We start from the raw sequence: 25,046 nt of genomic DNA on the forward strand, positions 1-25,046 counted from the left end.
TGAGAGGTGTTGATATAATGCTTGAAAAAGTTCTTGCTCATGATGAACTTATTCTTATTAAAATAAATAAAGGACTTAGGTGCAGCCTTTTTAACTTTCTCATGCCTAAGGCAACATATCTAGGTTCAATTCAATTTTGTGTATGTATTTCTATAATATCAATCTTTGTTGTAAAATCGCCTCTAAAGATAATCCTACCACTTATAGTTAGTGCACTTATCTGCAACTTAATAAAATTTATAGTTGGAAGAACAAGGCCTTTCTTGGTTATTAAAGATTTATATATAAATAAAATAGGCATTGATAAATATTCATTTCCTTCTGGACACACTACTGCGGCATTTTCCCTAGCTACATCCTTTTGTTTTCTAATTCCACACCTTTCTATATTATTTGTACTATTAGCCTTAATAGTAGCATTCTCCAGATTATATCTTGGAGTGCATTATGTTACAGATGTATCTATAGGTATGATTATAGGTGTATTAATCAATTTTCTCATAAATATAAATATGTAAATTTTACATTGCTATATCTATTAATATAAACTAAAATTATTTTATATAGATATAGCATTTCTGTTATGGACATTCTAGTTCAAGAAATGTCAGATAGCTTACTAAACTTACATTAGTAGAACTATAAGCTTATTTGTAAATATTAGAACTTAGATATCTATATCATTATATAATTATTCCTAACACTAAACTTTAATGAGGTGATTTTGCTAATGCTACAAAACATAAAGGCAGCAATATTTGACTTAGATGGTACCTTAATAGATTCTTTGTGGATATGGGACAAGATAGATACTGATTACCTAATAAATAAAGGATTAACTAAACCTGATAATCTTAAAGAAGAAATCGGACATCTTAGCTTTGAACAAACAGCTTTATATTTTAAAAATAAGTTTAATATTTCAGATAATATAGAGGACATAATGGATGAATGGCATTCAATGGCTGTAGCACACTATCGCGAAGATGTAAAGTTAAAGCCTGGTGCTAAAGACTTTTTATTAAGATTAAAAGCCTTAAACATAAAGATAGGCTTAGCTACTTCTAATTCTCAGGAGCTATTAAGAGCAGCCTTAGAAGCTAATGGTGTATACGAGTTATTTGATTCTATTACAACTACCGATGAAGTATCTAGGGGAAAAAACTTTCCAGATGTATATCTTTTAGCTGCTGATAAATTAGGTATTACCCCTAATGAGTGTGTGGTTTTCGAAGATATTCTTGTTGCTGTTAAAGGTGCAAAGGCAGCTGGCATGAAGGTAGTGGGCGTTTATGATGAATCTTCCAAAGATGATGTAGAACAGGTTAAATCAATTGCAAACAGATATATAGAAAGCTATTTAGATATAGTAATATAATATAATCCTATTCAATTAATTATTTTCTATTATAGAGAAAATAAAGACTCTGCATACAGTGTAAATACACTTATTTATGCAGAGTCTTTATTTTTTATTATGTAGAAAAATATAATTTTTAAGCTTTGTTTAATTTCAACAGGATACCTTAGCAAAGCCATGAGTTTATGGATGTCATTGTAATATTTGCAACCCTTGATGGGTATAAATATATAAAGTATGGAAAAATTAACATTATAGGGTTGTTTTTCACAGGTATTTCATCAATACTACTCTTATAAAGAAAGGTACGATAATGACTTCAAAAAATTCTATAACTAAAAATATATTTTACAAATCGCTATTAACAATTTTCAATATGATTATACCTCTCATAATCGGGCCTTATGCATCTAGGATAATAGGGCCAACTTATATGGGTAGGGTTTATTTTAGTGAATCTATATACACATACTTTCTTATATTTGCAACCTTTGGAATCTATAATTATGGACTAAGGGAAATTAGTAGGATAAGAGATGATAAGGAAAAGTCAAGCAAACTTTTTAGTAGCTTATTTGTTATAGGTATGCTTTCTAATTTGCTTGTAATCATAGTATACCTGTTATTTGTGTTTATAAAGTTTTCAAATCAGCCACAATTTTTAGTACTTCTCATATATGGCTTTACTCTTTTTAGCAATGTGTTTTATGTTGAGTGGATGTGTGAAGCAACTGAAAGTTATCGTTTTATTACTATTAAGACAATAATAATTAGAAGTATCTATGTTATATTTCTACTTATCTTAGTAAGAAACCCAACTGATTATATAAAATATGCTGCATTAAATTCATTACTTACATTTATAAATTATTTGGCTAGTTTTATATATATAAAAAAGGGAATATCATTTAATTTTTCAGAACTTGATTTAAAAAAGCATTTAAAACCGCTATTCATAATTGTTATAATGTCAAACGCTAGTATACTATTTACCCAACTAGATAAGATATTGTTAGGCTCCTATGCTGGAGAAACATCCGTAGGGTATTATAATACAAGTCAAATGCTTGGAAGCATGATTAATTATCTTCTACTCTCAATAGTATTAGTATCTATACCTCGTTTATCTAACGTGCTAGCTTCTCAAGGTAGAGATGCTTATGAATATCTACTAAACAAGATAGCAAGAACTTATCTTCTACTACTTCTTCCAACTTCAATTGGTGTACTTGTTTTATCGAAAGAGATAATACTCTTGCTTTTTGGCATAAAATTTGCTCAATCCATACCCGTCCTTCAAGTTTTTAGTATATATATGATTGCTACAGGTTTAGACTACCTATTAGTTAATAGCATCTTTTATGTGCATAGAAGAGAAAAGTTAGCAATGTTATTGGTTGCTTTACTTGGTTTATTAAACTTCATATTAAAAGTAATACTAATAAAGCTCAATTTATTGGATCATGTATCAGCTATATTTACCACAACGATCTCAACATGGATACTGGTTATTGCCGAATATACCGTCATAAAATTAAAGTTAAAAGTTAAAGTTTCTCTGTTAACTTTTGATAAGTTTAAGTATCTAGTTATATCCCTTTTATTTATTCCAATAACTCTTATTATTAAGCTATACCTTCATAAGTTTATACTTATAATATTAGCCTCTATTATTATAAATGCTAGTTTATATGGAGTAATATTATTGCTTACAAAGGATGAAGTAGTTTTAGATATCTTAATTAAACTTAAGTTAATAAAGCATAATTAAAGCTTTGAAGGATTATCTAATTAGCTTCAACAGGTCGGTTAATAGCTCCTTATTATAAAAAAAATAAATTTACAGCTATAACGCTGTCTCTAATATAAAATTAGCGACTGCGTTATAGCTGTATCATAATATATACCACTATCTAACTATCCTTAATATATAGTATTCTACCTAATATACTAGAAACAATCCAATATCTTCTATCAATTAAGCTATCTTTTAACTTGCCTATAGTATTTCCTTTATGTAATCCAAATCTGAAATAGTTAGCCTTGTATCTTATAATATTTTTCTTAGGTAATTTATAAGATGAAAGCAAGTTATATGCATGGCAAGTTCCATTTAGATTCTTTAACCTAACTTTAAATGAGTTTTGAGTTAATCCATCCTCTCTGTATTTACATATATATATAGCTTCATCAAACCACCTCATAATATAGCCATCGTCAGCCATTTTGAACCATATAACCGCCTCTGTCATAAAATTTTCGTTTTCGAATACAGGAAATTTATATTTTCTTAATAATTCAGTTCTAAATACCTCAGCTTTATCAGCTTTATTATTTAGTAAAAGAGAAAACTCTGTAAAGCTAGCATCTATGTATTCATTTTTTAGCTTTTTTACAACTTTATTATTATCTTTATCCAGTATAGCTCTATTAGAGCCTACTCCAGCATATAAATGCTTCTTATCATCCGGTATAGACTTCCAATAAGTTAATATATAATCTACTGCATCATAGGTCAGCATATCATCAGAGTCCACTATAAAGAACAATTCACCTATAGCTAATTCTGATCCATTATTTATGGCCACATGTTTTCCTCCATTTTTAGCTTTAGTATACCTTATACCAACTTTATTTTCTCTTATAAATGAGTTAACAATTTCTTCTGTATTATCACTAGATCCATCATCATATATTAACCACTCAAAGTTATCATTAGTTTGTCTGGTCAAAGTTTCATAAAGCTCTCCTAGTAAATTACCTCTATTATAAGTTGGCGTAAATATTGTTACAAAGTTTTCTTTCATTTTACCTACCTCATACCTAATAATATATCTGATCAGAAAGCTGCCACATTAACACATAGCTTGCTTATATAAATCTTGAATATATAACTTCTAGTTTCTCTACATAATTATTTATATCGTAATTGTCTTTTAGGCAATTATATGCATTCTCAGCAAGTTGCTTTTTCTTCTCGTTATCATTTAATAAGGATATCATTGCTTCTATGAGTTCCTTTTCATTTCTGTTCTTTAATATTAGGCCATTATAACCGCTATCTATTAATTTTACTACTCCAGCTACTGCAGTAGAAATAACCGCCTTTCTCATAGCCATAGCCTCAAGCATAGCTATCGGTAGTCCCTCTCTTATAGATGGAAGTATAAAACAATCAAAAAGCTCCATATAGTCATAAGTATTTTTTTGATACCCAGTAAAAATCACACTTTCTTCTACATTTAGATTCTTGACCAACTTTTCTAATTTAACTCTTTCAGTTCCATCTCCTACAATAAGTAATTTAACATTAGAATGCTCCCTTGCTATATTAGAGAAACTCTCAATTAATAGATCAACTCCTTTAATCTCTATTAATCTTCCTAAATATCCAAATACAAAGTCTTTTTCCGATATTTTAAGCACGTCTCTTAATTTATTTGTATCTCCGAGATTTATTTTATTAAACTCATTAAAGTTAAAAGCATTGTCTAAATAAGTTATTTTTTCTTTATTTACCGTATCATTATTGTCTAAATAATATTTCTTTACAAGCTCTGAACATGCAATCGACAGTGAGTACTTACGCCTAAAATGCTTATCTATAGCTGACATTAGCTTATTATCTTTCATCCAAGTATAATTTACATGAATATGAGATATAACCGGTATATTTAGAGATCCACAAGCTATTTGAGACGCTATAGAAGCTTTTACATCATGGGCGTGAACTAAGTTTATATTTTCTTCTTTCAATATGTTTTTTATCTTAATAATTTCCATAGGGCTAATTCTATTTACATCAGCTAAATAAACCTTTAGACCCCTCTCTTCATAATATTGCTTTAACTCACCGCCTGAACAAACTACTATAGCTGAAAATTTATTACTTAAATTAGTACATATATCTGAAACGACCTTTTCTGCCCCACTTAACCTATCAGTAGCAACAACATGAAGTATTCTTGAACCTTTCATAATACCTCCAAATAATTATATATAATACTTCTATATATAATTCTTAAATCTATCAACAAATTTAAATCTAACATTCTTAAACACTTCAAATATCCCCAGACTTATGACCATATATTGGTATGGAAATATCTGAAGCTGTATTCTTAAGAACCATCCACCATATTGGATAGTATATATAGTTATTAACGATACAAACATTATTATAATAATTACTGAAATATCCTTAACTCTTCTAAATAAGCTAAAAAAGCCTAATATCATAAATGGAAATGTAATTATAAGAAATAAGGTATCTGGATATAACATTCTAAGTATAAGCGCTTTTGGAGAAGTATATATGGTGCCCCCTATATTCACTATAAAATCTAAGTTTACACTACTTAACACCAATCCCTTTATATACCCCAGCAAACCTACTCTTCTAATATACGGGTATATAAAATTAAACATACTCAATCTATAGAACCTACCAGCTAGTATAATAAATATAAAGGCCAATGATACTAAACCTAAAGCCGTAAATACAATACTTATGGATCTTTTTCGCCCATACTGTACAGTTTTATATAATGCAAGTAATAATGCTATAATCATAAAGACAAATATCCTTAATGAGCATAATGCTATGGATATAATCATTATTCTTACTAACTTCTTAATTGTATATTTTCCATTTTCAATTATTATTTCCTTAAGAAGCAGACATATTAATAACGATAATAATACATCTCTAAGTGCAATTGAGCTAAAAAGTGAAAAGGTAAGAAGTATAGCCATCATATATGCTGTCATTATTGCAACTTTGTGCTCTCTTAATAATTTATAGGAAAACTCATACATTATAAATATGAATACTAATCCGATTAGTAAATTAACCACCTTAGCACTTATTAATATATCTCCATTATTTAGTACTTTTAGTAAACCTAAGAACAAGTTATAACCAAATTGCCTGTTACCATTTGTAAGCTCCAATATCCTCAGGTGAGAGATGTTTAATATTCTTTGATATAAATAATCTGCTGTAGAATAATAAAACAGCTCATCTGGCTGTGTGTAGTTATATAACGTTTTATATTTAATATAATTAATCAAATTAAACCCAATTATTGCAACAACCTTAAAAATTACTGATACCTTAAATAATAGTAAAAGTTGTTGCTTCTTATCTATATTTCTTTTTATTATATTTGCTATAATTCCAAAGGATATTAAAAGTGCTATTAATACAACACTAACTTTAATCATTGATGATAGAAAATATACTAATGCCAATAGTGTATATGGACACTTTTCTTTAATAAACACATACCTAGTATTATTTATCACCTTCTCTAAAAACCTTATGACAAATATAAAAATAATCCCCATCATCAAGTTAAATGCTATATTTTTCACTTTGATGTTAGTCATATCTTCATTTATATAATTACTATTGGATATAAAGAAAGCTCCCCGCTTCATCAAACCATCCCTATACTCTTCATATATAGTATTTAAGTTTTTATATTCATTATTTTTACTCTTAACTTCCATCCTATATATATATTCCTTAGAGTTCTCTGGCGAAATCAGTATATTCTTGTACTTACTATGAAACTCATTATTATAAGAGTTAATAACTCTTATATTGTTATTATTTAATGGTTCAATCTTATCTTGCGCTACATCCAAAAAGTAAATTCTAACATTAATATACTTTACATATGTAGTATTTATATAACCACAAATCACAGCTAAGAATATTATTAAAAAGATAAAATAATGCTTCTTATCTAATACTAATTTACCTCTCACTATTCTTTCTCTCCTCTTCCTCCAGAATCAGTTTAATTGCTGATTTTAACTCATCATATTCTCTAGAATTCTTTCTAATTAGAAGCTTAACGGTATCACTCTTATTTAAATTACTCACTTTATTAGGTATTTCTGTTAAATACCTTTGTTCCATATAATTGTTCAACTCACTTCTAAAAACCACTGCATTTATATTCTTATCTGCTATTGCCTTATCCAACAAGTCATCTGCTGTAATTAACTTTTTATAATACCCTTCATTAATAAGATAATCTCTAACTTCGTTAGAAACCAATGTAATACGCTGAGTTCTATTGGTATTAAGAAAATCAACATAGCTTTCATCGTTGATTATTACTATGTTATCTTCCCTATTTGTCAATTCCTCAAACTCCTCTTTTTTATATTTATCTTTAATTAATGCTTCATGGGCCAATATCAAGTCTGCATCAGTAGTGCTTCCAACATAATTCAAAGTAATAGTACTATTGTATTTACTTTGAAAAATAGAAGGTAATTTATATAATACCGGATCAATGGAACTGTAAGTTTTTACATTTATAACTATTGATTGCTCATTAGCAACTGGTCTATATATAATGCATATCAATAATATAACGGTAGATATTACAAGTATCATTATATTTTTCTTCATCACTTAGCTACCCCTTACTTATAATTGGTTTAAATGTATACTTTTATACAAATTTACATGATAATCTATTTATATAATTAAACTATATGATTTATTCAAATTTGCTGCCTATAATGAGATTAATATTATAAAAAAGCTTTATTATTGTATACTCACTATTTTTTTAATAACCTGCAATAAATATATTTTCAAAAAAATGCTATACTTTAATTCTTAATCATAATTAGAGTTTTAATTCACATTAATATTAATTTTCTAATTTCTTAATCTTACTAAAGAAAAGAAAAGGTGGATAAAATGATTTTTTAGATCATTTTATCCACCTTTCAATTACTATTATTAATATAAGCTATCTACTTTCTTTCAACACCGTACTTTGCAGTTAATTCTTGCACAAAATCAAGATACTTTCTTTCTTGTCTTTCTTGGATTAGTTGTTGTATAACTTGATTCTTAACTTCATCAAAAGACTTAACAATTGAAGGATTTTTAGCATCTACTTTTATTAAATGATATCCGAATTGAGTCTTAACAGGTTCACTTACTTCACCTACTGGTAACATAAATGCTGCTTCTTCAAATTCTGGTACCATCATTCCTTTTGAGAATGATCCTAAATTTCCACCTTGTTCGCTTGAAGGGCAAGTTGAATATTCGGCAGCTGATTCCTCAAATGATTTCTTACCTGACACTATCTCTGCTCTTATTTCATTAAGTTTTTCTTCTGAATCTAAAAGTATGTGTTTAGCTGAAATAGTCTCTGGTTCCATAAATGCTTCTTTATTAGCTTCATAGTATTTAAGAGCTTCTTCATCAGTTATTGTAACTTCTGAAAGTATCTTATTTATAATTGTTTGAGTTAATATATCCTTTTTTGCTTTCTCAATCTGAGCTAAAAATTCTTGAGATTGATCAAATCCATTATCCTTACCGAACTTATATAATAATTCAAAGCTTATAACTTGCTCAAGTAATTGCTTTCTGCCCATTTCACTAGCAAAAACGCCTCTTCTATCTTCAGGATATCTTTCTATAACCTCCATCAAATCTCTTTCAGTTATTTCGTTTCCACCAACTACGGCTAACACTTTATTGTCCATAAATAGTCTCCTTTTTTATATTAAAGTTTTAATCTTATTTATCATATCACAAATAGCATAATATTCATATTTTTACTCTTCAGAAACTTATACTTTGTAAGTACACAGCTTCATATCTATATAATTATAAACACTATAATTTATCAAAACATCAACTTCATGACCTACTAAAACAATAAATATAAATTTAATAGAAAATATTATTGATATCTAATAATAACTATTATATAATAATAACCAAATAATAGTAGGAGGCTAGTAACAGTTAAAGAAAACTTATAAAAAATTATAAAACTATGATAATCTTTTATAAAATCCTCATTTCGTTGAGGTCGGTGGTTTATTGTGATTCCCATACATTGCGAAAGTGATGTAGTCATCCAGTAGAATGGTGAGGGTGTTTAACACCGTGTGGAGAGATAAAGATTAATTTGATAAATATTAAGAAAGGAGAATGTTGACACTTCGTAAACTAAGCACTAACAAGCGTTTACGAATATGTACCGTGCGTTGTACGGGAATTTAAGCCTTTGGAGAACTACATCAAACAAAAGTAGTTTACTCTTTTGAGTTTACAAAATTGGGTTCAACGAAAAAGGAATGAACTTTATAGAGTTTTATAAAGTTTTGTCAACGGTAACACTGTATATGGAAATAAATAGTTTGGCGCCAGATTTTTCTCTTTCAGGTTCTGATGGTAATATACATAAATTAAGTGATTACAAAGGTAAGAAGATAGTGCTTTATTTCTATCCTAAGGATAATACTCCTGGTTGTACTAATGAGGCCTGCGATTTTAGAGATCACTATAATGAAATTGGTGATTATAATGCAATAGTATTAGGAGTTTCTAGAGATTCTTTGTCTTCACATGAAAAGTTTATAAATAAGCTTGGATTACCATTTATACTGTTAAGTGATTCAAATGAAGAAGTATGTAAAATCTACGATGTAATAAAAGAAAAGAATATGTATGGAAAAAAGGTACTTGGCATAGAAAGAAGTACTTTCATAATAGATGAAAATGGTGTTTTAGTTAAAGAATTTAGAAAAGTTAAAGTAAAAGAGCATATATCAGAAGTTTTGGAAGTACTAAAAAGTATTTAATTTTAGAGTTGTATATTATTTGAGTGTTACTAAAACATGCGTTTGAAATAAAGGTTCTGTTAAAGCTTCAATTAAACTTCTTAAGAAATAGAAAATTCACTGAAGTAGCTCCTTTAGTGAATTTTTTGTACTACTTTTTTAAAAAAATAAAAAAGCATAGTACTATATGTACTATGCTTATGGTGGCCAGACCAGGAATCGAACCAGGGACACGAGGATTTTCAGTCCTCTGCTCTACCGACTGAGCTATCTAGCCACATTTACCTAGCGACCACTTACTCTCCCACACAGTCGCCCATGCAGTACCATCAGCCGTCTAAGTCTTAACCTTCGTGTTCGGTATGGGTACGGGTGTAACCCTTAGACGCATCATCACTAGATTTTGAAAGATTATTCTTTCAAAATTGCACTTAAGTTTACTTTGTAATATTTGTTTTGGTCAAGCCCTCGATCTATTAGTATCGGTCAGCTGAACATGTTACCATGCTTACACCTCCGACCTATCAACCTCGTGTTCTTCGAGGGATCTTACTAGCTTACGCTATGGGAAATCTAATCTTGAGGTGGGCTTCACGCTTAGATGCCTTCAGCGTTTATCCCTTCCCGACGTAGCTACCCAGCTATGCTCCTGGCGGAACAACTGGTGCACCAGAGGTCAGTCCATCCCGGTCCTCTCGTACTAAGGACAGCTCCTCTCAAATTTCCTACGCCCGCGACGGATAGGGACCGAACTGTCTCACGACGTTCTGAACCCAGCTCGCGTGCCGCTTTAATGGGCGAACAGCCCAACCCTTGGGACCTACTTCAGCCCCAGGATGCGACGAGCCGACATCGAGGTGCCAAACCTCCCCCGTCGATGTGGACTCTTGGGGAGATCAGCCTGTTATCCCCGAGGTAGCTTTTATCCGTTGAGCGATGGCCCTCCCACGAGGTACCACCGGATCACTAAGCCCGACTTTCGTCCCTGCTCCACTTGTAAGTGTCGCAGTCAGGCTCCCTTCTGCCTTTGCACTCTACGAACGATTTCCGACCGTTCTGAGGGAACCTTTGGGCGCCTCCGTTACTTTTTTGGAGGCGACCGCCCCAGTCAAACTGCCCACCTAACAATGTCCCGTCACCAGCTTCATGGTGCCCGGTTAGAATCCCAGTACTGTCAGGGTGGTATCCCAAGGTCGACTCCACATCCCCTAACGAGGATGTTTCCCAGTCTCCCACCTATCCTGTACAGACAATACCGAAACTCAATGCTAAGCTACAGTAAAGCTCTACGGGGTCTTTCCGTCCAATCGCGGGTAGCAAGCATCTTCACTTGCACTACAACTTCGCCGGATTTACAGTTGAGACAGTGCCCAAGTCATTACGCCATTCGTGCGGGTCAGAACTTACCTGACAAGGAATTTCGCTACCTTAGGACCGTTATAGTTACGGCCGCCGTTTACTGGGGCTTAAGTTCACCGCTTCGCGTTACCGCTAACGATTCCCCTTAACCTTCCAGCACCGGGCAGGCGTCAGCCCCCTATACATCAGCTTTCGCTTTAGCAGAGACCTGTGTTTTTGCTAAACAGTTGCTTGGGCCTATTCTCTGCGACCTACTCTCGTAGGCACCCCTTCTCCCGAAGTTACGGGGTCAATTTGCCGAGTTCCTTAACTGTAATTCTTCCGCCGGCCTTAGGATTCTCTCCTCACCTACCTGTGTCGGTTTGCGGTACGGGCACTACATTTCTCCCTAGAAGCTTTTCTTGGCGGCCGTAGAATCAAGTACTTCAGCCACAAGGGCCTTCCCCATCACCTTAACTTAGCAAGCGGATTTGCCTACTTGCATGTCTAAGTGCTTAGACTAGCATCCAATAGCTAGCACACTCTATCTTCCTGCGTCACTCCATCGGTAATAACGATTTGCAGTGGTATCGGAATATCAACCGATTGTCCATCACCTACGCCTTTCGGCCTCGGCTTAGGTCCCGACTAACCCTCAGCGGACGAGCCTTCCTGAGGAAACCTTAGGTTTTCGGCCACTAGGATTCTCACCTAGTTCTCGCTACTAATGCCAACATACTCACTCGTAATCAGTCCACCGCTCCTTACGGTACGACTTCAGCCCGATTACGACGCTCCCCTACCCCAGTAGATTAAATCTACTAGCCGTAGCTTCGGTGATAAGTTTGAGCCCCGAACATCTTCGGCGCAGGATCTCTCGACTAGTGAGCTATTACGCACTCTTTTTAATGAGTGGTCGCTTCTAAGCCAACATCCTAGTTGTCTTAGAAATCCCACATCCTTTCCACTTAACTTATACTTTGGGACCTTAGCTGACGATCTGGGCTGTTTCCCTTTTGACTACGGATCTTATCATTCGCAGTCTGACTGCCGGACTAATACTATATGGCATTCGGAGTTTGATAAGGTTCAGTAAGCGATATGCCCCCTAGCCCATTCAGTGCTCTACCTCCATTAGTCATATCCGACGCTAGCCCTAAAGCTATTTCGGGGAGAACCAGCTATCTCCGAGTTCGATTGGAATTTCTCCGCTATCCACAGCTCATCCCATGGTTTTTCAACACCAACGTGGTTCGGTCCTCCACGAAGTTTTACCTTCGCTTCAACCTGGCCATGGATAGGTCACCCGGTTTCGGGTCTACGGCATACAACTATTCGCCCTATTCAGACTCGGTTTCCCTTCGGCTCCGTACCTTAAGTACTTAACCTCGCTACATACCGTAACTCGTTGGCTCGTTCTACAAAAAGCACATCATCACACACATATGGTGCTCTGATCGGTTGTAGGCACACGGTTTCAGGTTCTATTTCACTCCCCTCCCGGGGTTCTTTTCACCTTTCCCTCACGGTACTTCTTCACTATCGGTCATCAAGTAGTATTTAGCCTTGGAGGTGGTCCTCCCTGCTTCCCACAAGGTTTCACGTGTCTCGTGGTACTCTGGAGCAGAACTATGGTCTTCTTGTTTCACTTACAGGACTATTACCTTCTACGGTGTATCTTTCCAGATATCTTCAATTACAATAGCCACCACATTTATGTTCTGTCCGCAACCCCAAAGATAAATCTTTGGTTTGGGCTCTTCCGATTTCGCTCGCCGCTACTGACGGAATCGATTTTTCTTTCTCTTCCTCTAGGTACTTAGATGTTTCAGTTCCCTAGGTTTACCCTCCTATAGCTATGTATTCACTATAAGATACGTAGGGTTACCTACGTGAGTTTCCTCATTCGGAGATCTTTGGATCACAGGCTATTTGCGCCTACCCAAAGCTTATCGCAGCTTGTCACGTCCTTCTTCGGCTCTTGATGCCAAGGCATTCACCATGCGCCCTTTCTAGCTTAACCATGTCATGTCATTATAACCGGCGCATTACTTCGTCACCTTCCTCACTACACTGCTCACTTACCGAAGTAAGCTCCGCGGCTCCGTTCGTCGGTTCCTTGTACTGCTTGGTTCTAATGCCATTCCTAATTTGCTTCGCAAATTATGGTTCTGCACTTAGAAAAGTACATTTCATAATTTGGTTTTGAACAAACCAGTTATTGATTTGAATACTAGCGTGCATTCTTATCAATAATTTATTACAAAGATTAGTAAATATCTTTACTTTAACTTATGTGCAATTTTCAAAGAACAATCTGAGATACTTGGTATCTCAAAATTAAACAGAGTAAATAACAACCAGAATTCGTGTATATTAAGCCTGAAATGCATCAGTGCTTAATAATTTCTCCATAGAAAGGAGGTGATCCAGCCGCAGGTTCTCCTACGGCTACCTTGTTACGACTTCACCCCAATCGCTGACCCTACCTTCGGCTGCTGCCTCCCTTACGGGTTAGCTCACAGACTTCGGGTATTGCCAACTCTCATGGTGTGACGGGCGGTGTGTACAAGGCCCGGGAACGTATTCACCGCGACATGCTGATTCGCGATTACTAGCAACTCCGGCTTCATGTAGGCGAGTTTCAGCCTACAATCCGAACTGGGACAAGTTTTTGAGGTTTGCTCCACCTCACGGTCTTGCGTCTCTTTGTACTTGCCATTGTAGCACGTGTGTAGCCCTAGACATAAGGGGCATGATGATTTGACGTCATCCCCACCTTCCTCCCGGTTAACCCGGGCAGTCTCGCTAGAGTGCTCAACTAAATGGTAGCAACTAACAATAAGGGTTGCGCTCGTTGCGGGACTTAACCCAACATCTCACGACACGAGCTGACGACAACCATGCACCACCTGTCTTCCTGTCGATACCAAAGGTACCGACTTCCCCGGTTAAGGGTAATTCAGGAGATGTCAAGTCTAGGTAAGGTTCTTCGCGTTGCTTCGAATTAAACCACATGCTCCGCTGCTTGTGCGGGCCCCCGTCAATTCCTTTGAGTTTTAATCTTGCGACCGTACTCCCCAGGCGGGATACTTATTGTGTTAACGGCGGCACGGAGGTGTTGAAACCCCCACACCTAGTATCCATCGTTTACGGCGTGGACTACCAGGGTATCTAATCCTGTTTGCTCCCCACGCTTTCGAGCCTCAGTGTCAGTTACAGTCCAGAAAGTCGCCTTCGCCACTGGTGTTCTTCCTAATCTCTACGCATTTCACCGCTACACTAGGAATTCCACTTTCCTCTCCTGCACTCTAGATATCCAGTTTGGAATGCAGCACCCAAGTTAAGCCCAGGTATTTCACATCCCACTTAAACATCCACCTACGCTCCCTTTACGCCCAGTAAATCCGGACAACGCTTGCCACCTACGTATTACCGCGGCTGCTGGCACGTAGTTAGCCGTGGCTTCCTCCTTGGGTACCGTCATTATCGTCCCCAAAGACAGAGCTTTACAACCCGAAGGCCTTCATCACTCACGCGGCGTTGCTGCATCAGGGTTTCCCCCATTGTGCAATATTCCCCACTGCTGCCTCCCGTAGGAGTCTGGACCGTATCTCAGTTCCAATGTGGCCGATCACCCTCTCAGGTCGGCTACGCATCGTCGCCTTGGTGAGCCATTACCTCACCAACTAGCTAATGCGCCGCGGGTCCATCTTATAGCGGATTGCTCCTTTGATTTTCATTTCATGCGAAACGAAAATATTATGCGGTATTAATCTTCCTTTCGGAAGGCTATCCCCCTCTATAAGGCAGGTTACCCACGTGTTACTCACCCGTCCGCCGCTAAGAAAGCTCCGAAGAACTTTCTCCGCTCGACTTGCATGTGTTAGGCACGCCGCCAGCGTTCGTCCTGAGCCAGGATCAAACTCTCAATTTAAAGTTTAATCATAGCTTACTTACTTAGTAAGTCTTTTTTCAAAAGAATTGCTGGTTTAAGTCTAGTTTTAGACTTTGTTTATTTTACTCTGTTTAATTTTCAAAGACCAAGTTTGCTGTTGTCGCTCATCAGCGACTTTTACATCTTAACATTTCTAAGATGTTTTTGTCAACACTTTTTTTTAAACTTTTTTAATTTCTTATAATCAGTTCTAATTTTTGTGTTTTGTGTTTTTGTCGTTTGTTTCAGCGACGTGTTTTATAATATCATGCCCTCATTAATCGTAAATATACTAATTATTTTATAAAGCAACTTTATCATGCTATATATTGCATTTTTCTTGATTTAACTTAAACTTCCTCATACTGATACACCTGGTAATGTTTGCTTTAAATATTATCATTAATGAAGACACAAAATATAGTTAAGCCACTTTTTTGTCGAATTCAAACGCTATTTTATATATTTTAAGGAACAGGCTACGTTTAAAAGTATTATTGAAATTAAGCAATCATTAAGGAGATGCTATACGAGATAGCCCATTAAAGCACCAGTTAACTGTCTATTTATTTTCAACACAGCACTTTAACAAAGCAAAAAAATAAAAGTCATGCATAATAAGGAACCTAAACTACCTTATTTATACACGACTTCTATTTTTTCATGATTTTATGCTTCTAGCAAAATCCCTTACTGTTTTAATGTCCTAATCTTGCTATATAACCTCTTAAAGACTCATTTGCCTTCTTGAACTTTTCTTTTTCTTTTTCTGTCATTTCTATCTCTAATATATCTTTTACACCTTCAGCATTTATTATTGCTGGTACTCCTGATGCTACGTTGTACTCACCGTACTCTCCATCTAATATAGCAGATACTGGAATAATACTGTGTTCATCAAACAATATTGATTTTATGATTCCTACTGCTGCAGATGATATACCATAATAGGTACTTCCACCTTTTCTATTGAAAACAGCCCAACCTTCTTGAGAAACCCTATATTCAATTTCATCTAAATTCAACTTTCCATAGGTATCAGGATTTTGTTCCATTATTTTTAAGAATGGTTTTCCTCCAACGTAAACATGTGACCATGGTATCATCTGAGCATCTCCATGCTCTCCCATAGCATATCCTTGTACTGATCTTGGATCCACATCTAAGTATTCTGATATAAGAGTCTTCAATCTAGCACTATCTACTGATGTTCCTGTTCCCATAACCTTATTTCTTGGAAGACCTGATATTTTCCAAACATGATAGGTTATTACGTCTACAGGATTAGAAACTATTATAAAAAAGCCATCAAATCCAGATTTCATTATTGGTTGAACAATACTATTACATATTTTAGCACTGATATCTAATGTATCTATTCTGCTTTGACCTATCTTAGGTGGTGCACCTGCTGTTATTATTACCACATCTGCATCCCCACATTGATCGTATCCACCTTGATAAATCTTAGTTCTTTTTGGGAGGTATTCAACTGCATGAGTCAAATCCATTGCTTCGCCTAATGCTTTTTCTTCATTTAAGTCAATCATTAGTACTTCTTCGCATACTCCCTGGTTTACTAAACTAAATGCACAACTTGAACCTACAAGTCCTGTTCCGACAATAGCCACTTTCCTTGGTTTAATTGCCATTTCAATTGCCCCCTTAACGAAATTATATATATATCACTTAAATTATATATTTATTATAAAATGTACTTCAACTATTAATTTTTAATGAAAATTAATATAATATCATATTGGTACCAACAAATATGATATTTTTTTCATTTATTATAAATACAGTTGTTAGTTTAGCTATAATTTATTATTTTTATTTAATTTATAAAAAATTGATATATAGGCATACTACTTCACAACGAAATCTGCCAAAATAAAGCTTCGTAGGTTCATGGAAAGCCTTATTTTGAGTCTAAGGGTTGAAGTAGTCTGCCTATTCAGCACAACAGATATTCCAATTCTATGAGCAAAAAAGTATACGAATTTATTTTAACTATTACTTATATTTTTCTTAATTTATATATTTTACTTTGAAGTGGTATATCTATAGTATAGATATTATAATAAAATATTATATATAAGTTCTATTTAATAAAATTCATTACCATTTAATTTCCGTTTATACTATTTGCTAAGAATACACAAAATAAATATATATTTATTTTGTGAGGTGATTCAAATGAATAATGTGATGAAGAATACAGTTGAATATAATAATAAAGCAATATTGGAATTACAAGCGGCAATGAAAAAAACTAAAAATATAAGAATGTATAAACGATACTCTGTAGTTTTAAAGCATTTTCAAGGCTTTCAGAATAAAGTAATTGCAGAAATGGAAGGGTTAGAAGAGCATGCTGTTGGTAGCTATATTAAAAAGTATAAAGTCAATGGGTTAGAAGGTCTTGCTATGAAGAAACCATCTGGTGCCCCTAGAAAATTAAGCCCTGAGCAAGAACAAGAACTTATTTATGTAATAACAAATAACACGCCTGACGAAGTAGGCTTTGAAGCAATAAAAAACTGGACAATTAAGTTAATATGTCAATGGGTTATGCTTAACTTTAAAATTATTATAAAACATAGCGACATGGCAGTTATACTTCATAGGCTAAATTTGAGTTATACAAGACCAACATACGTACTGAAAAAGGCTGATAAGGAAAAACAAGAAGTTTTTAAAAGGGATTTTGAAACTCTAAAAAAAACACCTTGATGGCTTAGTTGATACTATATTATTTCAAGATGAATCAATGATAAGAGATTATCAGGCTATTCAAAAGACATGGTTTGTAAAAGGTCAACAACGAAAGATACCTACTTATGGAAAGAATGCAGGCGTAAAATTAATAGGAATATTAGATTATGAAACCGGTCATGTCTATTGTGAAGAACATGATAAATATGATGCTGTAGTATTTCTTGAGTTTTTAAAGAAGGTGCTTTCGCAATACCCGAAGGGTAAAATAGTGATTGTTCTTGACAATGCTAGGATTCATCATGCTAAGTTGATACAACCGTTTTTGGAAGAAATGAAGGATAGACTTGAATTAATGTTTTTACCACCATATAGTCCAGAACTAAATCTAATTGAGGGGTTATGGGGATGGTTAAAATCATCTGTAGTGAATAATGTGTTCTTTAAGAGTGTGAATCGTGTTAAGGATTCAATACAAAATTTCATTAGAACAATAAATAAGGTTCCTACAGCAACAATAGACAGGCTATGCGTTAGAATGTAGAAACCTTATTAGAACTTATATATTATATAAAAATCATAATCCAAAGATTGTTCACATAAGAATAGCAATTTATATAAAGAGGTGGTAAAATGTCAGCAAACTTTAATAATGACTGGAATGACTTACTTAAGGATGAATTCGAAAAAGATTACTATATAAAGCTACGTAAATTTCTGATAACAGAATATAGAAATAAGACAATATTTCCTGATCAGTACGATATATTCAACGCTTTACACTATACAGCTTATAAAGATGTAAAAGTTGTAATACTTGGTCAAGACCCGTACCATGGTCCAAATCAAGCTCACGGTTTGAGTTTTTCTGTAAAACCAGGAGTTAAGATACCTCCTTCTCTACTAAATATGTATAAAGAACTACAAGATGACTTGGGTTGCTATATTCCAAACAACGGATATTTAAAAAAATGGGCAGACCAAGGTGTGCTACTTCTTAATACTTCTTTAACAGTTGTAGCTAGTCAGGCAAATTCACATAAAAGCATAGGATGGGAAGTATTTACCGATAAAATAATATCATTACTAAACGATAGGAAAGATCCTGTGGTATTCATCCTTTGGGGAAACAATGCTATATCAAAAGAAAAGCTTATAACAAACCATTGGCATTACATAATTAAATCAGTTCATCCAAGCCCATTATCTGCTTCGAGAGGTTTCTTTGGCAGTAAACCTTTCTCAAAGACAAATAACTTTCTTAACTCTATAGGTAAAGCTCCTATTGATTGGCAAATAGAAAATATATAATTATAGGCTTAGCTAGAAAAAACTTTATAATTCTTTATATAGTAAAAAATCACTAAAGCAATTGCTCAATGGCATTAAGTTAAGAGAATTCAAGAAGCTATTACATAAAGTGATAGCTTCTTTTTTCAGAGTTAGCTGTAAATGTTCAACCGAAATGAAGAAAATAATTTTAAAAATTGCATGCAAATAAAGCAGGCATATATCCCGCTAAAAAAAACTATTAAATTAATCATTATTATGCTACTCTATACATGAAGCTTACGGATGTTTTTTCAGACATATTTCTAGGTCGCGAACGACCAGGTCGAATCGGTGTTATGTGCCTAGCAATCAAAGCTTCTATATTAGGTGGAGTAACTTTACCAAGGAAAAACTGTCGGCATATATGCGCTGCAACAGAAAAGTTGACTTTGTAGTCGTATTTCCTGTTCCTTTTCTTTATGATTACGTGTTGTGTAATTATTTCAGAAAAGTTGTACATAATTAGCCTTGCATATATTTCCTGAAGTATGTACTCCACCTTTTTTGAATGAAAATGTAGCAATCCAATAGTATATTTCAAATCACGGAATGATGTTTCAATTCCCCAACGCTTGAAATAGAGTTCTTTTAGTGTTTGAGGTGAAAATTTCGTTCTATCTAGGTTTGTAACAACAACCTCATAAGTATCATCAGTAATTTTAAATCGTACAATCCGAAACGGTAGTTTGTACATTACTGTAGGATCACTTTTTCTATTTGTCTCTGGGAGATAGTCAAATGTCTTATTTTTCCCAATTAGTCTATAATGGTTTTTATCCTTAAGCAATTCTTTCACTTTATTAGTTTGTTTTCTAGTAAGGTTTAAATCAATATCAACATCAAATTCATCAGCAGATGGAAGTTCAAATCCATGTAAAATACCTGATGCATGACCATGAAAATCTTTTATTCTTATTAGGAATTTCCATCCTTTTTGTTGAATGTGTGCCATATTGTTATAAGATTCATACCCTCGATCCGCAAGGATAATTGCTGGAGTTTTAATAGTAGATCTGTCTACCATGTCTGTTAATGCCTTACATTCATTGGAAAGCTTTCTTCTCAGCACAATTACGTCCTCGTAGGTATGTTGATTAAGATCGTATAATGCATTTAAATGCAAAAGGTTGTACGGTTTCCTAGAGTCTTTAAATTCATATAAGGAATCCAAATCGTTTTTATTTGTTGGAATATGTATGTCAGATCCATCGACAGCCAAAAGGCGATAGCCTTTAAATAGATAATCAGTTGTTGTTTTGTTAACGAAGTTATGAAATAATTTTTCAAATGCCGTAGTCAAGATCTTTGCCCTTTGTTGAACAAAGGCCGCCGATGTAGCTGTGTCAATAGAGCATCCCCATTGATTTAAAAGCTCATTACTTAAAGTATTTCCTTCCATTCCTAGCAAAGAAAAAATTATTTTATCAAAGGGAAGTTTTCGATTTCTAAGGAAATCCTTGTCGGGATTCCTAATATTCTCTTTAGGATTATCGCGAAGCTCTTGAATAAGTTCAAATAAAGTGGATCTCAATTCTTGTGACTTAGTATTCATATGTATTCTCCTCGTAATTGAAATTTCTCTCTAATTACAAGGGCCGCTTTCACTACCTTTAAAACAATTGGTAGTGAAAGCGGCCACATATTTTTGAAATGCTGTCAAGTGATAATTAAAAAAAATAAAAAAGACCCACAGCACATATTTGTGATGCAAGCCTTTCCTTAACTTAATGACATTGAGCAATTGCTTTAGTGATTTTTTTGTGCACCGCCTTTTCTTATTCTTAGTTAGAAAAACTTAGCAGGTTATATTATCATTGAATTTATATACGTACACTTTTGCCTTTACCTAATGTTGTTATGATTATTTTCTATAACCGTTCTTTATTGTAACTGAATTCCTGCTCTTTATTCTCATATAAAACGAATATGTTAATGAACAAAGTATTCCAACTACTCCTCCAGCTGCAAATCCTAGAATAACGTAATTTAAAAGTAAACCAACTACTATTCCAAGTCCTACTCCAGCAGCTATTCCTTTAGCAAGTATCTCATTCTCCTTGTCACTTAAGCTAATCTTTTCAAACATAACAACAACTCCTTCATAAATTATGATATAGGTAAAAGCCTTATCTCTTAATTATAATTATAAAGGTGATTTATTAAGAATTTCTTTCGGAAAGCTTAAGGTATTATTAAGATTTTATAGAAAAGTAAAAACTTCGCTTAATAAACACTTTTCATTGAACTTTTTACATCGCTATCTTTCCTAATGCATATTAGAGAAATACTGGCAGGAGGCATAATTTTATTTTTACCGTTTACCTTAAATAACTACTCTAAAGCGTTGATATTGCTAGGTTTAGCTAATAAAAAGTATAATTTACCTAACAAAAAAATCCTAATAACATACGTTATTAGGATTTTTGGTGGCTCGAGCAGGAATCGAACCAGCGACACGAGGATTTTCAGTCCTCTGCTCTACCGACTGAGCTATCGAGCCATAGCTTACATTTAAGAATTATACACATTTCGCCATTGATTGTCAACATAATAACAATATCCTTATAAAACTTTCTTTTTTGTTATTTAAATTCTATCAACACTTAAGTATTATATGTATACTTATCTACCACTTTATATGCTGTATAATTTTTTTAAATATAATTACTACCGGCTTATCGCCTAGTTTTCCTTAAATGCTAACCTCTTGATACTGCTAGGTTTAGCTAACAAAAGTTTTAAGCTGTCTACAAAGTATAAAACTGTCATACAATTTTTCATATGACAGTTTCTTAACATATTATTCTTTTAGTAAGTCCATCAAAGGAACCATAATTAAACACTTAATTTAAATTAATCAGCTTTAACGATTCCTACTTTTTAAATTTCTTTTTCTTAAGAAGTTCTGAAGTGTCCAACATATTTGAACCTTCCTCCTTTACTTCCTGTTTTTGAATCTTTATTTCTTTGTTATCTTGTTTATTAGCTGAATTCTCAAAACTACCAAACTCGTTTTTGTAATTTCCCTTGATATTATCTTTCTTAATTTCCTCTGTATTCATCATATTCTCTGCATTACTTTTGCTCTGCAATTTATCTTTCTTACCTTTAATTTTCGATTCTTTTTTCTTCTCATTTGATACCTTGTATTGCTCTAAAGATTTAAATAATGTTTCCTTTAAAAGCTTAATCTTACTAAACTTCAAATTTAGACGTCTAAATGCTATATCCAGCATTAGTATTATCAATGCTAGTGCCAATAAAAGAGCACTTAAATCTCGTTGGCCCTTCTTTCTTAAGATATCATTAGCAAATACGTCCTTTGGAGACTTTATAAATTTCCCTCCATTTTCAGATATGAGTTTATCTATCTTGTCTGTACTCTCTTTTATTTTATATTCAGGAGAATACTGCCTTGCATATCCAGAGTTTACAGAGCTTATAGTTTCTCCATTTTTGCTCTGCTTACCACTTATCATATACACGCCATCCTCTTTTGTTTGAAAATTGCCTGTATACTCTCCTGGTGCTGTAGGATATAACTTTACATCCTTACTTTCTCCATCAGGACTGACTATAGTTGCAGTTGAATCAACCTCTCCTTGATTCTTCTTATCCTTAAGTACGACCTTTGTACTATTTCCATCATTAGTTACTTCCATGGACAAATCTTCATTATTGTAGTTTTCAATAGTGAAATTGATTATATTTTGCCATAGTTTTATGTCTTTAGGCCATCCTATATAGTTAGCGCTCCACTTACCAGAAATATCTGAATTCCAAGCAACTGCTTTTCCAAGCCCATATTGCCAAGCTGTAAGTATAGGATCATCCTCATCACTTTTTAGTATCATTCTTGCTGTTTCTTTTTGAGACGCCCCCACATAACCTAGTAGGAATGGAAGTCCACCGTCATCTATACCACTAATTATGCTATGATCTGTATTTACCTTAGGCGTAAACTCTCTATTATTTAGATACATCCTGGCAGCCATGAAGGTCTCTTTAGAGAATATTCTAGGTATATTGGTATACTCATCAGTAACATAAGCTCTTCCACCACAAGTATCTGCTATTGACTTAAGTAAGTTCTTATCTGCATCCTTACCTACCGCTACTGTAGAAACTGTTATGTTATCTTTTTTTATACTACCTAATAAACTATCATATCCACTGTTCTCGGCTTGCCCATCTGTAAGCAGTATAATATGCTTTATTTTAGCATCACTTGCCTTTAATGAATTATATCCTGCCTCAAGTGCTGGAATTATACTAGTTCCACCACCAGCTCTTATGCTGCCAATATCGTCTTCGGTTTTCTTTGGATCACTTATAATGCTTCGTTTAACCGCCCAACTGTATTGATCATCAAAGGCTAAAACACCTATCTCATCTTTTCCCGTTCTCAAAGAATCCAAACTTCTTATGGCAGCTTCCTTTGCCATATCTATCTTGCTTACTCCTGCCACACCTTCAGTCATACTTCCAGACTTATCTATTATAAGCATAATGGACATCTTAGGGATTTCCTTCTTCCCCCTCATATCCATATATACTGGAAGCACCTTTTCTAAAGAGGTTTTTGAGTAACCACCTAAAGCAAAAGAATTATCCCCGCCTGTTGCAATAAATCCTCCACCAAAATCTTTTACATAGCTATCTAAGGAGTTCATAAACCCTTCATTTAAGTCATCTGCTGATACATTACAAGTAATTATACTTTTATATGTAGTCATTTCTTGAAGACTTCTAGGTGCTCCCTTAGCGCTAACCACAGTATAGTCTAAGGATGAGGCCTGCAGCATTTTTGTAAGCTCACTACCCTCATTCTCTCCACCCTCTATGATAAGAATCTTAGGCTTTGAAGTAACCATAGTAAAAGCAGATGCTTCATTATTTTTTAATTCCTTATCCTTGTCTGCTTCAACGGTTACTTTATAGCCTTTAAATCCTCCACTAGTAGCTTTATCCTTAAATACATACTTATTGGTGCCCTTTGTAAGGTGAACCTTTTGCTCTCCAACCTTTTCTCTACCATTGAAAAGAGATAGCTTTGCATCAGTATCTGCAGTGCTCTGTATATTAACATTGACATTAAATTCTTCATCTAATACTAACTTTTCTGGAACAGAGATACTTTGCACAGCTACCTCCTCTGAAGTATCCTGTTGTTTCTTATAGTATTGAAAGTCTATGCCTTGCTGCTTTAAGGAAGGCATTATCTTGCTTAGGTTACCCTCATTTTCATCTCCATCAGAAAGAAGCACTATTCTCTTATTAGAGTTATCAGGAAAAAGAGAGATTGCAGAGGTTACTGCTCCTTCTATATTTGTGTAGTTGCTATCAACTTTTCCGTCAATCTTAGAGAAGGTTGAATCCTTGGATATAAAGTTCTCAACTTGTGTATTTCCACCAAAGGAAAGCACCCCAACCTGGTCTCTTCCACTCTTTTCTTTTATTGCATCTTTTACAAAGGCTTCAAAATCACTTCTATTCGAAGCTACCGAATCCGAGTTATCAATCAAGAATATAGTAGTGTTAGTATTAAGCTTCCAATAAAAACTTGTGCCACTCATGGAGAGCAATATCAACACTACAACAATGCACCTTAATATTACCGCCCTTTTCTTCTTTGACTTATTTAGTCTTACAGCATATCTGGATAAGAATAATATTATCCCTATCAACACTGGAATAAAAACTAGAAGATATGGCCTTACAAAATTAAACCCCATGATCAACCTC

At 34.0% G+C, this 25,046-nt stretch carries 15 protein-coding genes, 2 tRNA genes and 3 rRNA genes; 6 read left to right on the forward strand and 14 right to left on the reverse strand.

All coding sequences use genetic code 11. The features are described 5' to 3' along the window. Nucleotides 1-17 precede the first annotated feature (17 nt). From C1I91_RS27125 to C1I91_RS27135, 3 genes are all read left to right on the forward strand, one after another. Nucleotides 18-518, forward strand: coding sequence for a phosphatase PAP2 family protein (locus C1I91_RS27125; protein WP_164880681.1), 501 nt, complete (start codon nucleotides 18-20; stop codon nucleotides 516-518). Between the two features lie 212 nt (nucleotides 519-730). Beyond that, a complete protein-coding gene (locus C1I91_RS27130) occupies nucleotides 731-1,378 on the forward strand; it encodes an HAD family hydrolase (protein ID WP_128215724.1) in 648 nt (215 codons plus the stop codon). A 358-nt stretch (nucleotides 1,379-1,736) separates the two neighbouring features. Beyond that, nucleotides 1,737-3,131: an oligosaccharide flippase family protein gene (locus C1I91_RS27135; protein WP_238476069.1), complete on the forward strand. Its 1,395-nt coding sequence runs from the start codon at nucleotides 1,737-1,739 to the stop codon at nucleotides 3,129-3,131. Nucleotides 3,132-3,273: 142 nt separating this feature from the next. Here the strand turns inward: C1I91_RS27135 and C1I91_RS27140 are convergent, their stop codons facing one another. The 5 genes from C1I91_RS27140 to C1I91_RS27160 form a co-directional block, all read right to left on the reverse strand. Beyond that, the gene (locus C1I91_RS27140; RefSeq protein WP_128215726.1) at nucleotides 3,274-4,167 is read right to left on the reverse strand and encodes a glycosyltransferase family A protein; all 894 of its coding nucleotides are present in this window, start codon (nucleotides 4,165-4,167) and stop codon (nucleotides 3,274-3,276) included. A gap of 64 nt (nucleotides 4,168-4,231) precedes the next feature. After that, a complete protein-coding gene (locus C1I91_RS27145) occupies nucleotides 4,232-5,338 on the reverse strand; it encodes a glycosyltransferase family 4 protein (protein WP_128215727.1) in 1,107 nt (368 codons plus the stop codon). Nucleotides 5,339-5,368: 30 nt separating this feature from the next. Beyond that, nucleotides 5,369-7,135 carry a hypothetical protein gene (locus C1I91_RS27150; protein ID WP_128215728.1) on the reverse strand — a complete coding sequence of 589 codons (1,767 nt, stop codon included), beginning with the start codon at nucleotides 7,133-7,135 and terminating at the stop codon, nucleotides 5,369-5,371. Beyond that, nucleotides 7,125-7,790: a hypothetical protein gene (locus C1I91_RS27155; protein WP_128215729.1), complete on the reverse strand. Its 666-nt coding sequence runs from the start codon at nucleotides 7,788-7,790 to the stop codon at nucleotides 7,125-7,127. The genes C1I91_RS27150 and C1I91_RS27155 overlap by 11 nt, the downstream gene beginning before the upstream one ends. Nucleotides 7,791-8,143: 353 nt before the next feature. Further along, nucleotides 8,144-8,890: a peptidylprolyl isomerase gene (locus C1I91_RS27160; RefSeq protein ID WP_128215730.1), complete on the reverse strand. Its 747-nt coding sequence runs from the start codon at nucleotides 8,888-8,890 to the stop codon at nucleotides 8,144-8,146. A 648-nt stretch (nucleotides 8,891-9,538) separates the two neighbouring features. On the opposite strand from C1I91_RS27160, the gene C1I91_RS27165 reads away from it, so the two are divergent. Further along, on the forward strand, nucleotides 9,539-9,997 hold the full coding sequence (locus tag C1I91_RS27165) for a peroxiredoxin (protein WP_128215731.1): 459 nt from the start codon (nucleotides 9,539-9,541) through the stop codon (nucleotides 9,995-9,997). A 180-nt stretch (nucleotides 9,998-10,177) separates the two neighbouring features. Here C1I91_RS27165 and C1I91_RS27170 read toward each other — a convergent pair. The 5 genes from C1I91_RS27170 to C1I91_RS27190 all read right to left on the reverse strand — a co-directional run bounded on the left by C1I91_RS27170 (nucleotide 10,178) and on the right by C1I91_RS27190 (nucleotide 16,903). Further along, nucleotides 10,178-10,253: transfer RNA gene (locus C1I91_RS27170), tRNA-Phe, on the reverse strand. Between the two features lie 6 nt (nucleotides 10,254-10,259). Next, nucleotides 10,260-10,377: ribosomal RNA gene (gene rrf / locus C1I91_RS27175) — 5S ribosomal RNA — on the reverse strand. A 55-nt stretch (nucleotides 10,378-10,432) separates the two neighbouring features. Next, a 23S ribosomal RNA gene (locus C1I91_RS27180) occupies nucleotides 10,433-13,337 on the reverse strand. A 394-nt stretch (nucleotides 13,338-13,731) separates the two neighbouring features. Beyond that, nucleotides 13,732-15,251: ribosomal RNA gene (locus C1I91_RS27185) — 16S ribosomal RNA — on the reverse strand. Together the 16S, 23S and 5S rRNA genes with 1 tRNA gene alongside form the textbook arrangement of a ribosomal RNA operon. Nucleotides 15,252-15,949: 698 nt before the next feature. Next, the gene (locus tag C1I91_RS27190; RefSeq protein ID WP_128215732.1) at nucleotides 15,950-16,903 is read right to left on the reverse strand and encodes an L-lactate dehydrogenase; all 954 of its coding nucleotides are present in this window, start codon (nucleotides 16,901-16,903) and stop codon (nucleotides 15,950-15,952) included. Nucleotides 16,904-17,462: 559 nt separating this feature from the next. Here C1I91_RS27190 and C1I91_RS27195 point away from each other — a divergent pair. Next, nucleotides 17,463-18,513 (forward strand): IS630 family transposase gene (locus tag C1I91_RS27195; protein ID WP_128216120.1). Its coding sequence is split into 2 segments (ribosomal slippage): nucleotides 17,463-17,981 and nucleotides 17,983-18,513, totalling 1,050 coding nucleotides; the frame shifts between segments, so codons are not numbered across the junction. Nucleotides 18,514-18,602: 89 nt separating this feature from the next. Then, nucleotides 18,603-19,280 carry a uracil-DNA glycosylase gene (locus C1I91_RS27200; protein WP_128215733.1) on the forward strand — a complete coding sequence of 226 codons (678 nt, stop codon included), beginning with the start codon at nucleotides 18,603-18,605 and terminating at the stop codon, nucleotides 19,278-19,280. A gap of 235 nt (nucleotides 19,281-19,515) precedes the next feature. On the opposite strand, the gene C1I91_RS27205 is transcribed toward C1I91_RS27200, so the two are convergent. The 4 genes from C1I91_RS27205 to C1I91_RS27220 form a co-directional block, all read right to left on the reverse strand. Then, the gene (locus C1I91_RS27205; protein ID WP_128215168.1) at nucleotides 19,516-20,853 is read right to left on the reverse strand and encodes an IS4 family transposase; all 1,338 of its coding nucleotides are present in this window, start codon (nucleotides 20,851-20,853) and stop codon (nucleotides 19,516-19,518) included. A 309-nt stretch (nucleotides 20,854-21,162) separates the two neighbouring features. Then, nucleotides 21,163-21,387 (reverse strand): hypothetical protein, encoded by a 225-nt coding sequence (locus C1I91_RS27210; RefSeq protein WP_128215734.1) that lies wholly within the window; start codon nucleotides 21,385-21,387, stop codon nucleotides 21,163-21,165. Nucleotides 21,388-21,725: 338 nt separating this feature from the next. Next, a tRNA-Phe gene (locus C1I91_RS27215) sits at nucleotides 21,726-21,801 on the reverse strand. 373 nt (nucleotides 21,802-22,174) lie between these two features. Next, on the reverse strand, nucleotides 22,175-25,036 hold the full coding sequence (locus C1I91_RS27220) for a VWA domain-containing protein (RefSeq protein ID WP_128215735.1): 2,862 nt from the start codon (nucleotides 25,034-25,036) through the stop codon (nucleotides 22,175-22,177). Between the last annotated feature and the right edge of the window lie 10 nt (nucleotides 25,037-25,046).

Source organism: Clostridium manihotivorum (assembly GCF_004015185.1).
Lineage (GTDB): Bacteria > Bacillota > Clostridia > Clostridiales > Clostridiaceae > Clostridium_AR > Clostridium_AR manihotivorum.

Coding starts and splice junctions, on each gene's coding strand:
- C1I91_RS27125 (WP_164880681.1), top strand. CDS start 18: ATGCTTGAAAAAGTTCTTGCTCATGATGAACTTATTCTTATTAAAATA.
- C1I91_RS27130 (WP_128215724.1), top strand. CDS start 731: ATGCTACAAAACATAAAGGCAGCAATATTTGACTTAGATGGTACCTTA.
- C1I91_RS27135 (WP_238476069.1), top strand. CDS start 1,737: ATGATTATACCTCTCATAATCGGGCCTTATGCATCTAGGATAATAGGG.
- C1I91_RS27140 (WP_128215726.1), bottom strand. CDS start 4,167: ATGAAAGAAAACTTTGTAACAATATTTACGCCAACTTATAATAGAGGT.
- C1I91_RS27145 (WP_128215727.1), bottom strand. CDS start 5,338: ATGAAAGGTTCAAGAATACTTCATGTTGTTGCTACTGATAGGTTAAGT.
- C1I91_RS27155 (WP_128215729.1), bottom strand. CDS start 7,790: ATGAAGAAAAATATAATGATACTTGTAATATCTACCGTTATATTATTG.
- C1I91_RS27160 (WP_128215730.1), bottom strand. CDS start 8,890: ATGGACAATAAAGTGTTAGCCGTAGTTGGTGGAAACGAAATAACTGAA.
- C1I91_RS27165 (WP_128215731.1), top strand. CDS start 9,539: ATGGAAATAAATAGTTTGGCGCCAGATTTTTCTCTTTCAGGTTCTGAT.
- C1I91_RS27190 (WP_128215732.1), bottom strand. CDS start 16,903: ATGGCAATTAAACCAAGGAAAGTGGCTATTGTCGGAACAGGACTTGTA.
- C1I91_RS27200 (WP_128215733.1), top strand. CDS start 18,603: ATGTCAGCAAACTTTAATAATGACTGGAATGACTTACTTAAGGATGAA.
- C1I91_RS27205 (WP_128215168.1), bottom strand. CDS start 20,853: ATGAATACTAAGTCACAAGAATTGAGATCCACTTTATTTGAACTTATT.
- C1I91_RS27210 (WP_128215734.1), bottom strand. CDS start 21,387: ATGTTTGAAAAGATTAGCTTAAGTGACAAGGAGAATGAGATACTTGCT.
- C1I91_RS27220 (WP_128215735.1), bottom strand. CDS start 25,036: ATGGGGTTTAATTTTGTAAGGCCATATCTTCTAGTTTTTATTCCAGTG.